The following is an 11,184-nucleotide window of genomic DNA, read 5'->3' on the forward strand; positions in this document are numbered from 1 at the left end:
TTCCGCGACGGCCTCCGCCAACTTCAAGCCGCCGCCTGATCAAGCGTCACCAACTTTTGCCCATATCTCGCCTGTGCATCGCCTCGGGCGCGTCGCCGGTCAACTGAAAATCCGACCATAAGGTGGCGCAGAGCAGCCGGACAGTCCCGATGTCGATGACCCGCTTCTGCGCGAGATGGGCGCCCGCTGTTTTGGCGATCTCCGCCAAGCGGTCCTCGCCGTCGATGCGCCATGACCAGTAATCATGGTTACCCGGTACGATCCAGGTGCGAGATGGGTCGATCAGCTGTCCAATGCGCGCCAGGGAGCGCGGCCATTGAAAGACGGGGTTGTTGCTTAGGTCGCCCGCGATAATCAGCGCATCGAGGTGCGGCAGGACCGGGGCGATGCTTGCTAGCGGATCGCGTCCGTCGCGCATCCATGCATCGAGATGCAAGTCGGCAATTACGAGGATCAAGGGTGGTTTCCTTCAGGATCACAGGGCATGTGTGGCAGGCGGCCGCGCCGCCGGGTCGCAGCGATCGCCCTTCGGCGACACCCGGCCGCAGGTCACGACCGCTCTGGATATCAGTCCGGCCTTCGCGGGAAGCGTGGCCGGGGCAGGCTCTTGCCCACCCCCGCATCGCCATCGGATCAGTGTCTCGCCGCGCGTTCAGCCGCGGCCTTGACCCAGTGCGCGCGCAGCTGGGCGACGAAAGAGGCCATCAGCCGATCAAGCAGGGCTCGATTGCTAACAGGCAGACAGCCCAAGCGTGCGACGTCGAGCGCAAGCCGAGCCATGTCGCCGCGCGTCGGCGTCCTGCTTCTCATGCCTTCGGGATCAGCCACAGGCTGTCCGATCGGCCGACCCAGTCGATACCAGCGGCTACACGTCCGTGCCCAGCGGTCACCAGGATCCAGGGTAATGAGGCGCGAAGTGGTGATCCTTGTGGTGCCGAGGATCGGGTGGCCACTGACATGGCCCATGAGCAGCGGTGCAACATCCAGAGTCAGGATCGGGTGCCAGGGATCCAGCAAGGGGGCCGCAGCCAGGTCCTCGGCCGTCGGGCCGGCCTGGGCCTCGTCGATGGCGGCGAGGATTTGCTCGAGCCAGAAGGGGTCGTCGCCAGTCATGGTGTATCTCCGAAAGACGGCAGGAACGGGGGATCGGGGACAGCTGCGATGGCGAGGCTGCCTTGTGCGTCAGGGATCCGGCACCCGGGCCTTCAGCCCGGCGCGATATCGTCGGAATCCCTGGGGCGCTCGGAATGTCCGGGATCGCTCTCGCCCTCTGCCGGCCCATGGCGCACCCGCTCCAGCCAGGGCCGGACGGCCTCGGCGTCCATCTCGCGGACAGCGAGGAGCGCTCGTGCCATGCCCTCCAGGATCTCCCGGTTGGCAACGAGGATGGTGCGGGCTCGCGCTTCGGCGGCCCCGAGTTCTCCGCGGATCAGGCCGCGCGTGTCCGGATCGGACAAGAGCGCCTTGTCCGCCTCGCCGAGCCAGAGGGGTCCGAAGGTGCCCAGGCCAAAACGGATGTGGATCCCGGTGGCGAGCGCAGTGGCCCGGGCCAGGTCGGATGTCCTGCCGCCGCCGGCACCGCTCGAGACAGTGCCCAGCACCACGGTCTCTGCGGCCCGGCCGGCCAGAAGCTGGGCAATCTCATCGCGCAGGCGCGACAGGGAGGCTGATCCCGGGATATGATCGACATGGGTCATGCCGCCGCCCTTTCGCCCGAGCGCGATGCGATGCACCGGTCCGAGGCGCAGCGCCGCGCAGAGAAGGGCGTGGCCGCATTCATGGAGCGCCACCCGGTAGGCGTCGCCGTCATCAAGGGTCGGGGCGAAGACGATGCGTAAATCGTCGGGCAGAAGGGCCCGCCCGTGAACCCTGGCGTCCGCGCGGGTCTGGCGGATGGCGGCATCCACCTCGGCCGCGCTGAGGCCCACGGCAGAGCGGGCGAGCCGCAGCAGATCCGGTTCGGGCCAGTCCGGCAGATGGTGCCGCAGGATCCCCTGCAGCGCCGCGCTGTCGGGCAGCGGCATCTCCACTCGCCGGTCGATCCGGCCCGGCCGCAGAACCGCCGGGTCGATGGCATTCGGGTCGTTGCAGGTGCCGATGACGATCACGCCTTCCTGCTGCGTAATACCGTCCAGTTCGGTCAGAAAGGCGTTGACCACCTGCCGTCGGTATGACGGGTTCTGGCTGTCGCGGTCCTCGCGCGAGCCGACGGAGTCGATCTCGTCGATGATGAGGACCGTTGGGGCCTTGGTGCGGGCCTCGGCAAAGGAGCGGCGCATGTCGCGCAGCATGTCGCCCAGATGTCCCGCGGCCTGCCAATGCCCGAAAGTGGCGGAGACGACCGTCACGCCGGCACTGGTGCCGATCGCCCGCGCCAGACAGGTCTTGCCGCTGCCCGGAGGCCCGTAAAGCAAAAGAGACCGCAAGAACTCGTTCCAGCCGATCTGGCCCGCGCGCCAGGCCCGCAGGTCAGCCACCATCTGGCGCGCGGCGCGCAAAGCAGGCGCGTCGCCTGCGAAGCTGTCGAGGCTGGGCGCCGATCCGGCATCATGTGGCGCGGGAGCCGCAATGGCTGCAAGCCTCGTGGCGATCGCGATAGCCGTAGGTGCGCGCAGTGCGAGCGCCAGAGACAGCGGCTCCAGCCCTGCGAGGACCGCGTCGGGCGGCAGGGCCGCCCTGAGCGCCGCCTCATCAAGGTCGTGCTCTCCCGAGTGGCTGAAGTGCAGCAGTGCCAGCACCATGTCCTGGTCCAAAGGCGCGTAGGGGATGCGGGTCATCCCGACGTCCGGCAGGCCCTCCGGCAGGGCGGCCGCTGGAGGCTGCAGGATCAAGATCGGCGCGGGGGCTTGCAGCGCCGCCACGACGTCGCGGCGGTATTCGCGCAGGGCGTAGTCGCTGATCCGGCCATCGGCAAGCGTGGGCCGGATCACCACGAGGTCTGGCACCTCGGCCACGATCCTTGAGTTCGAGGAGATGGTGCAGGACGCGGGCAGGACGAATTCCAGCAGGTCTCGAGTGCCATCCAGATCATCGACGGGAACACCCTCAAGGAGGGTCAGGGCGCCGGGCGACAGGAGCCGGTCCACGGTGTCCGGGCTGACCAAACTCGCGGCCAGGCGGACAAGGAGGAGAAGGCGATGAGGGGGAACAGGCGCCGGTCCCGGCGGCAGCGGGACGATCCTGTCCACCCAGGAGGCAGCCGGACTGCCGTTCGCGGCATCCGACGATGCCCGAGACCTCGGAAGGTTCGCCTTGTCCGTGCCTCGCTCTTCGTTCCAGGCCTTCGCCCAGGAGGCGTCGGTCGACAAAGTCCCGTCGCTTTCGGAAGGCGCCTTGGTGTTGCCCCTGCCAGGCTGAGAACGGGCAGGGGCAACGGGGCCGTCAGCCTCCCGGTCCAGAAGGCGGATCACGGCGGTCCGGGCCAAGTCCCACCAGGCGGGGCGGCAAGAGGTCGAGAGAACAGGCGGGGCAGGGGGCATCGGGTGTCTCCGGCAAGGAAGGCGGCATCCCGGGTGTGTTCCCGGATGCGGTATGGGCGCGAGTGCGAGTGGCTCGGGCAGTAGAAAGACAGGGGAGAAAGAAGGGGACCAGGTGGGCATCCATCCTGGCCTGTTCCTCGGGGGCTCTCGATCAGGCTGGCGGGTTCTTATCCCGGGTCAGAGGGTGAGAGCTTGTCCGTCGCTGCAGGGGGTAAGCGGCTGGCCAGGGTGGAGCCTTCCGCCGCCGGGCAGGCAGGCGCCTGGCTCTGCGCGAGGCGCCGTCGCAGGCGCTTGAGGCGGCGTTTCTCGCGGCGCCTGGCGCGCCGTCTGAGCCGGACCTCGATCCTGTCCAGAAGCGCCGTGATCTCGGCTTCGATCCGGGCAGCGTAGAGTTCGGAGAGGACCTTCACCTCACCCGCAAATTCCGCACGGTCGAGCACAGCCTCGGGATGCCGCTGCCGGAGGGTGGTATGCAGGGCCTTCTCAATGGCCATGGCCTCATGGCCGGTGGGCACTTCGACGGTGCGGATGAGCCGTGCGTCCTGGTCGCGCTCGGTGATCAGCTGATGACGCAGCCGCGAGACGGGATCACGGGAAAAGCCCACTTTGACTGCTTCCCGTCCTGTCCTCAGCACGAAGCGCATCATGTAAAGATGGCTCTTGTCGCGTGTCCAGCCCTCGCTGCAGCCCCCGCACGTAAACCGCCCGGTGACCATGTTCCCCAGGGCAACCCGCTGCCGGTGTCCGCAGTCATGCCGATACAGGCGGTAGTGCTGACTGCCCTCCGGATCGTCGCCGATCAGCGACCAGCCGCGCGCCCGCGCCTCAGCCTGCAGCCGGTCCTCAAGACAGACCGCGCAACGGATGGCGGTCGCACCGCGTCGGACCCGTTCGAGTAGCTCCTGCTGCCGGTTCGTCTCGTGGCCGCAGGGAAGCAGGACGCGCATATAGTTGGGGCGATCGCCACGCCCCAGATAGGTCACGCCTGCCGCCTCGCAGAGCGCCCGCCAACGGGCCTCCAGGCAGTGCGGACAGGTCGGCTGGGCCGTGCGCAGGGTGAAGATCTTGCAGATCATGGTCCCCCCGCAGCGCTCGCAGCGCAGGTGCAGGTGGTATCGGTCGGGGCCACGGGCGACGATCTCGAAGCCCTTGTCCTCGGCATACCCCTGCCATTGATCCAGGATGGGCAAGTTGACGGAGGCAGGGCTCCGATCGTCACCGGAAAACGCCGCGTCGAGGAAGTTGGGGATAGGATCGGTCATGGAGATGACTCTCTTGGATAAAAGGTGGACAGGCAGCCGCCCGCGGCCCGCGTGGACGCGGGACGATGACCCTCGGCCGAAAGGGACCGGGCAGGGCGCAGAGGGGCCGGCCCGGGCAAAGCCGGGTCGGTCCGTCGAGGTTGTCAGGGGTCAGGAACGCGCGGCGTCAGGCCGCCTGGGGAGCAGGGACATCCGCAGCCGCTGCCGTGTCGGTCCTGGTGCGGGCACTTTGATAAAGCGGGATATCCGCCATCATGAGCAGCCGTTTGCGAGCAGCGAGCAGCATCTTGCGGACCCGGACCTCAGCGGCATCCTCGCCAGGAACCACCAGATCCAGAGCCATGCTTTCCTCGGCCTGGCGGCGGAACACCGGGGCTGTGCCGTTGCGCACCAGATCACGGATGATGAGCGCCATCCGGTAGAGCGGCACATCGGTACCGGCAACGTCCTGCACAGCGGCGACCCTGTCCAGCACACGGTCAAGCGAAACGCGTGCCTCTGCGGCGTCGCTGGAAAAGCGATCGTGGCACGGATCGGACGGGTCGCTCTGAAACAGAGCCTCTTCGCAGCGGATGTGATGGGCGAGCACGTTGAGCAGCCCGACGAACCGCGTCGGGAAAGAATAGTTCGATGAACTCGGCGCTTCAACGTAGAAGGGGCGCGGTGTATGGGATGGGGTAGCCATGGGATCTCCTTGGATGAGTTTCTATGGTCAGAACTCCGGCTAGAGGACCATTCTTGCCGGAGTTCGCTATATATAACGTCGTAAATTCTAAAAATCAAGAACTGTTGCTCGGTGATGGAAAAAAAAGCTACGGTTGGTCGTCCTCGTTCAGACACTGAACCAGTCACGTTGCGACTTCCGCGCGAATTGATTGAAGCCATCGACAACCGGCGGCGTGTCGAGAGTGATTTGCCGACTCGCCCTGAGATGATCAGGCGCGCACTCGTCCAATGGCTGGAACTGACAGACCCGCCTGAGAGGGAATAATGAACAGTTGTCGGAGGTAGCAGGAATGGCCAATTTTGACCGTGCCTTGGGCAACTACCCGATGGTAGGACGCGGCAACGTCCTCGGTTGACCAAACACTCGCAGCAGCGAAATCATGGTGCGGGGCTGCAACATGGCGTCCCACTTCTGCAGTATTTGAAACTCTCTTGGACCTCCTCGGACCTTCGCATCCTTCTGTCATGGAGTCCTTGTTTCTCACCCTGCTCCCGATACTACCTGGCCGCAATGTGGTCTTGGCCAATGTGGCTCCCTGCCGATGACCCATCAGAACGAATTCAACGTCCGACACGACGGTAGGCCTGCGAAACAGTTTGCAGGTCATGCCTTTCACCAGCAATCGACGCGCCTGCAAGTTCGATGGATAGCAGCGTTTCCTGCAAAAAACCCAGCTTGCTGAATACTGACCCTTCCTTCTGAGACAGTTCCTCCCAACGCCACGCCCGTGCAGAGACATCCTTTTTTGCCGAATTTCGGGAAAAATCGCCTGAAAAAATCGACCTGGCTGACCTGATCCGACTGGCCCTGCCGAACGGCAACGGTGTGCGAAAACACGATGACCGCCAATCAGGCCTGCGTTACCGAGCGGGATAATATGGAAAGAGGAGCGAAACGGAAGGCTATCTTGCGGACTGGAGCAGCCATCGTGCATGGATCGGGCAATGGGAGGACGTTGCGGAAACTATGCCAGAACCTGTCGTGCATCTGACCGGCAGATGCTCCGGATGCCACTACCGGTAGTGCCTTCCGGATGACCTAGCCCTCTTCGCCCGGCCAGCCAGACCCGTGCCGATCATTCCTGGTCGGGGCTCACCCTGTTGCCGATCGTTTTGCTGATGTGGCCCGCCCGATCCTGAACAATTCAAGGGTCATTGAGGAAACCTGTGGACAAGCCATTGTCGAAAAAGGGACGGCCTCGAATATGTTCCGAAAGACCTGCACTGCAACAGGAACCTGATGCCATGACCAACGTCGATGCCGCCTTCAATAGGCTGTCCAAGCGCGACAAAGACAGCCTTGCCCGCCAGGCCTTAGCCAGGGTGCATGCGAAAAAGGAACAGAACCAGAGCTTTCGCGCGGGCAAAAAGGCGAGGAACGAGGTCCGCATCGAACGGTGGGTTCCGCGCGATCAGGTGGAGGAGGTCCGCCAGTTGCTGTCACTCTATGCCGATGCACGGCAGCGCCGAGAAGCCATGTGGATCCGCGTCGCGCCTTCGCCGGACGGGCAGCACAGTGGCCTTGTCATCGATGATACGAGCCAGCTGATCCGGCAGCATCCCATGAGCATGACAGAGCCGGATAAGAGGCTGGGGACGCATTCTGGGACAGCCAGCCTCCGAGACCTGTTCCACATGCCCAGCTACAAGTCCGAGCTGAGACATCTGATTGCCGAGATCGTCGCGGCCGAGGGGCCGCTGCCCCTCGACGTTCTGGAACTCAAAATGGCAAGACGGCACGGCTACAGTTCAAGGGGCACCAGGATCCTGGATCGGATCGGAGCATGCCTCGATGGGGTCGAACTGCATGCCGAGCCTGAGACCAACGGTCGGGAGCGACCCTTTGTCTGGGCCAGAGGAACATTCGGCCCGCGCGCGCCTTGGCGTGGCAGGCGTGACCGCGACTTGGCCGACATCTCGCGCCATGAATGGGCCGATCTCCTCGACCGCAACGGGGACGAACTGGAAGCTGCCGAGGATCCCGTCCGGGCGGCTGCCGCGCTCGCCGGAGTGAAATCCCTCGTGAAATCAACCCGAGAGCTTCTTACAGCCTACCGGGACTGGTGGCAGGCCAATCCCTCGATCATCGATTGGCGGAACCAGAGGCAGCTCCCGGCAGATGGACAGGGCGAGCGTGTCGTCCTCTCGGAGGGCTGATGCCGCCTGAAGCGTTTATCCGAAGCATCGATGTTCTGGTCTCGGCCGAGTGTAGGCCTGAACGCTTCCTTCCCTGATGCCTTGCAGGCATCAGGAAGCGGCCGTCTTCCGCAGCATCAGCGCTCGTAGACCAGCATTTGCAGGCTCATGACCGCAATCCACAGGTTTCGATGGCCGGCGCACTGCCTTTGCGTGCCGGAACGGTTATCATGCTCGTGGTATCTGTAGCGACCTCCCGGTCCAGAAGGACGAACCGACACCTCCGCAGCGCTCATCGCCTGCGGCCGAAAGAGCTGTGCCCATGCCCCTTAAGACCAATACCGACGCATTCCGTCGGATGGAAGACCAGGCCCCCGACCGCACCCATCCGACCGAGGCAGGCCCTGCGAGAGACCTTGCCGCGTGTCCTGCCTTGCGCGTCATGCCGGGAGAGGCGGTCCGACCGTCCAACGGTCCAACAGTTTTTTCGGTCCGGGCAGACGCAAATGCCGAGGCCGCAGTGTCGGACCGTGCGGACCTTGGAGAGGCGAGGCCAGACAATCACCCTGCCGCACCGGGTGGCACAGCCGATGACGCAGAGGAGGTCTCGCCCGTCGCGGCCTTCATCGAGGCGCTTTGTCGCCGGATGCCGGCAGGCTATGTATACAACGAGCGGTTCAATGCCATCGTTGACCGGGAAGGATGCCCGATCTGCGGTCCGCTGCGCGTCGTCAGCTTTCCGCGCCGCCTGGACGGCAGCGGCTATGCCGCGGCGGTGGAGTTTGTCGCCCGTGACGGCCGGCTCCAGAAAGCCACGATCGCGCAAGCTGACCTCACGCGGGACGCCTTTCTGTCACGCCTCATCGACCTGGGTCTGGCCCGATACGCAAGCGCCGTCTTCGTGGCGCAATACATCATGGCATGGGAGGGCATCGCATACAGCTGGCGCACCGATCGGTCAGGCTGGTTTCAAGACCCCGATGGCGGGCTGAGTTTCGTGCGCGCGGATGGCATCGTTCATCATGGGCATCCCCATGCGGCAGCGCCCGTCGTTCTGACGGGGTTCCGTCCGGCCGGCAGGCAGGCGACCGGCATGCTGGAGGGATGGCAGCACGAGGTGGCCACGATGGCTGCCGGCAATCATGCGCTGATTTTCGCCATCTGCGCGGCGCTTGGGGGTCCGCTTCTGCGTCTGGCCGGGATCGAGACGGCAGGGTTCAACATCTTTGGGCCCTCGGCAACCGGCAAGTCCTTGCTGTTGCGTTTGGCGATCAGCGCCGCCGGTGATCCGGCCTCCTTGTCCCCTTGGAGTGCGGCCGAAACGGGTCTGCACCGCCAGAGCGCGGAGGCGCAGGACGGTCTTCTGGCCCTCGACGCCCTTCCCCGCGATCCCGGTGCCAAGCTGCTCAAGGCTGTGCTGGCCCTGGGCGACGACGGCGGGGCAGGGCGCGTCGATGCGTCCCGCGATCCGGATGGCAGCCGCCGCTTCCGGCGCATCGTGCTGTCGACGTCCGAGCTGCCCATCTCCGCCCTCCTGCAGCGCAAGAAGAAAAGCCCCCCATCGGCCCTGGCCCTGCGGATGATCGACATTCCCGCGACACAAGGACGGCACGGCCTGCTGGACGATCTCCACGGGCACCCCGACGGCTTGCGGTTCGCGCGAGCCCTTGAGGCTGCGATGCGGCGCCATCACGGTCATCTGCTGCCGGCATTTCTCGACCACCTTGTCGCCAATCTCGAACAGGTCACCACGGACCTCCTCGAAGCCCTGCCCGGCTTGGCAGAAGAGTTCGCAGCCGCATTGCCGGCAACGTTCCAGGATCCGGCAAGCCCCGGGCCTACCCTGCACCTGGTGGCCGAACGTTTTGCCCTCATCAGCCAGGCGGGTGAGATGGCCATCGCCCTCGGCCTGCTGCCCTGGTCGCCCGGCACGGCGCGAGAGGCCGCGCACCATATGCTACGTCTTGCCCGGCATCCTGACCAGGGCACCGACACAGGCGCGACGTTCCATGTGCAATCGCTGCGCGATTACATCCACCGGAATGCCGAACGCATCATCGACCTGGAGCCGCAGGGACCGACTGAGGCAAGGGATGACAACTTGGGTTGGCGCGACGAAAATCATGTCTATCTCCGCAGCGATGAGGCTCGAGATGCGTTCGACGATCCGGCTACATTGCTCGAGTCCCTCTCGGACTGCGGGGTCCTGAAACCCGGAGGGGAAGCCCGTTCACTGCAATACAAGCTGCCTGCCACCAAGGTTTCGGGTCGGCCACGGGTGTATCGGATCGACCGCAAGATGATTGAGGAGGATGACAGGTGAGGCTGAGTGCGGCTTTGGGACGGTGATCCGCGATCGGTTGACAGTTGATGAAGACAACGCTGACCGCATGCATCGTCCCACTCATCAGGATGAACGCATCGGTACCGACGCCGGCTCTCGCTAATGGGGCGCAGAGGACGCATTACAACCGTCAATGCTGATCGTTGTGGGTCAGGATCCTGGATGGTGCACCCGGCCTTAGCCATTCCGTAGGTGGCCTTGGCCGGTGCCTGGAAGGTTCCACTTCGTCAAGCTTCAGCAGCTAGTACACGACCGCGCTCTGTGCCTGTTTTCGCATCTTGCGCTATGAGGACAGGGTCTCATCGTAATCCACAGGTTTGCGTGGCCTTGCAGGCAGTTAGTTCTCAAATACTGGGAACATTCAGATATAGTTCAGGAAATCCAATGGAGAGAAACATGGAATTCCCGAAGCGTCCTTTGACTGCCCACTTGATTGAATTTACCGTTGGTGATGCCGGGCATGGGTATAATGTTCCTGAAGAGTATCTGCTCGACGTCATCGCCGACCACGTGTGGGTTCAGAAAGGCTACGCGAGAATGTTCGCTCGGGAGCTTTTCAATGCAAGGGCCGTTCCCGGCCACATGCGTTCATCTGACGTGTTCTCAATGGAAAGGCTGGGTCGCGAATACTACATCCACGTCTGCCGCTTTGCCTCTGACGAAGACCGGCTGAGTTTTCCGCGTTCTTTCCGCGCAAACCCTTATGAGCGGAAGGGAGCGAAGGTGCATGCTGCGTTCGACTATCATCTCGCTTTCGACTTTCGTGACCTCGACCGCGTCATGGTCTATCTTATCCCTGCTTTCGTGTTGCGTTGTCTCGACGCCAGTTTTGGCCAGGTCGGTGAGAGCCTTTCCGTAAAACGATTTGAGAGACTGCTTCACGAACGCTTCGATATTTCGGTGGCCACGTATCACAATCATGATGATCGGCGTGAAGAGAATACCCGCAACGGCAAGACATCGTCTGTTGCGCTGCTTCGCCTCAATCGTTGAACAAGCTCGCCCCGCCATAAACGTTCCGGGCAGGCTTGCACTGGAAAACATAACTCGGTCGTGTGCGGATCGGTTATCATCGCGCTGAGGCGCCCCGAAAGAGCAGACGATGGCTTCCCACATGATAGCTGCCTTTGTATCGCTACGGTGAACGACCTTCGCTGGTGGGCGCGGCGTAACCGCCCGATTTCCACCGCCTGCCTGAGCGTGGGGTGATCGGCTAAGAGACGTGCATAGCGACGTC

Annotated in this window: 10 protein-coding genes; 4 read left to right on the forward strand and 6 right to left on the reverse strand. The window is 63.9% G+C overall.

Features of this window, described 5'->3' with window-relative positions; all coding sequences use genetic code 11:
* Window positions 1–46: 46 nt before the first annotated feature.
* The 5 genes from GIY56_RS17515 to GIY56_RS17535 form a co-directional block, all read right to left on the reverse strand.
* Complete coding sequence (locus GIY56_RS17515; protein WP_230312616.1) at window positions 47–457, reverse strand: metallophosphoesterase; 411 nt, start codon at window positions 455–457, stop codon at window positions 47–49.
* A gap of 176 nt (window positions 458–633) precedes the next feature.
* Window positions 634–1,113, reverse strand: coding sequence for a DUF6634 family protein (locus GIY56_RS17520; protein WP_154766141.1), 480 nt, complete (start codon window positions 1,111–1,113; stop codon window positions 634–636).
* 92 nt (window positions 1,114–1,205) lie between these two features.
* Complete coding sequence (locus GIY56_RS18910; RefSeq protein WP_196053688.1) at window positions 1,206–3,410, reverse strand: AAA family ATPase; 2,205 nt, start codon at window positions 3,408–3,410, stop codon at window positions 1,206–1,208.
* Window positions 3,411–3,646: 236 nt separating this feature from the next.
* Entirely contained in the window at window positions 3,647–4,741 is a 1,095-nt protein-coding gene (locus GIY56_RS17530; RefSeq protein WP_154766143.1) for a GIY-YIG nuclease family protein, read from the reverse strand.
* Window positions 4,742–4,907: 166 nt separating this feature from the next.
* Window positions 4,908–5,426 (reverse strand): hypothetical protein, encoded by a 519-nt coding sequence (locus GIY56_RS17535; RefSeq protein ID WP_154766144.1) that lies wholly within the window; start codon window positions 5,424–5,426, stop codon window positions 4,908–4,910.
* 114 nt (window positions 5,427–5,540) lie between these two features.
* Between GIY56_RS17535 and GIY56_RS17540 the strand changes: the two genes are divergently transcribed.
* Window positions 5,541–5,732 carry a ribbon-helix-helix protein, CopG family gene (locus GIY56_RS17540; RefSeq protein ID WP_154766145.1) on the forward strand — a complete coding sequence of 64 codons (192 nt, stop codon included), beginning with the start codon at window positions 5,541–5,543 and terminating at the stop codon, window positions 5,730–5,732.
* A 348-nt stretch (window positions 5,733–6,080) separates the two neighbouring features.
* Here the strand turns inward: GIY56_RS17540 and GIY56_RS17545 are convergent, their stop codons facing one another.
* The gene (locus tag GIY56_RS17545; RefSeq protein ID WP_154766146.1) at window positions 6,081–6,317 is read right to left on the reverse strand and encodes a hypothetical protein; all 237 of its coding nucleotides are present in this window, start codon (window positions 6,315–6,317) and stop codon (window positions 6,081–6,083) included.
* A 395-nt stretch (window positions 6,318–6,712) separates the two neighbouring features.
* On the opposite strand from GIY56_RS17545, the gene GIY56_RS17550 reads away from it, so the two are divergent.
* From GIY56_RS17550 to GIY56_RS17560, 3 genes are all read left to right on the forward strand, one after another.
* Complete coding sequence (locus tag GIY56_RS17550; protein ID WP_154766147.1) at window positions 6,713–7,624, forward strand: DUF3320 domain-containing protein; 912 nt, start codon at window positions 6,713–6,715, stop codon at window positions 7,622–7,624.
* 337 nt (window positions 7,625–7,961) lie between these two features.
* Complete coding sequence (locus GIY56_RS17555) at window positions 7,962–9,926, forward strand: DUF927 domain-containing protein (protein ID WP_196053689.1); 1,965 nt, start codon at window positions 7,962–7,964, stop codon at window positions 9,924–9,926.
* A 417-nt stretch (window positions 9,927–10,343) separates the two neighbouring features.
* Entirely contained in the window at window positions 10,344–10,940 is a 597-nt protein-coding gene (locus tag GIY56_RS17560; protein WP_154766149.1) for a hypothetical protein, read from the forward strand.
* The last annotated feature ends 244 nt before the right edge of the window (window positions 10,941–11,184 follow it).

The sequence above is a fragment of the Paracoccus lichenicola genome (assembly GCF_009708075.1).
GTDB lineage: Bacteria > Pseudomonadota > Alphaproteobacteria > Rhodobacterales > Rhodobacteraceae > Paracoccus > Paracoccus lichenicola.

What these genes read in the sequence shown, in the direction of transcription:
- GIY56_RS17520 (WP_154766141.1), bottom strand. Translation starts at nt 1,113, where the DNA reads ATGACTGGCGACGACCCCTTCTGGCTCGAGCAAATCCTCGCCGCCATC.
- GIY56_RS17530 (WP_154766143.1), bottom strand. Translation starts at nt 4,741, where the DNA reads ATGACCGATCCTATCCCCAACTTCCTCGACGCGGCGTTTTCCGGTGAC.
- GIY56_RS17535 (WP_154766144.1), bottom strand. Translation starts at nt 5,426, where the DNA reads ATGGCTACCCCATCCCATACACCGCGCCCCTTCTACGTTGAAGCGCCG.
- GIY56_RS17540 (WP_154766145.1), top strand. Translation starts at nt 5,541, where the DNA reads ATGGAAAAAAAAGCTACGGTTGGTCGTCCTCGTTCAGACACTGAACCA.
- GIY56_RS17550 (WP_154766147.1), top strand. Translation starts at nt 6,713, where the DNA reads ATGACCAACGTCGATGCCGCCTTCAATAGGCTGTCCAAGCGCGACAAA.
- GIY56_RS17555 (WP_196053689.1), top strand. Translation starts at nt 7,962, where the DNA reads ATGGAAGACCAGGCCCCCGACCGCACCCATCCGACCGAGGCAGGCCCT.
- GIY56_RS17560 (WP_154766149.1), top strand. Translation starts at nt 10,344, where the DNA reads ATGGAATTCCCGAAGCGTCCTTTGACTGCCCACTTGATTGAATTTACC.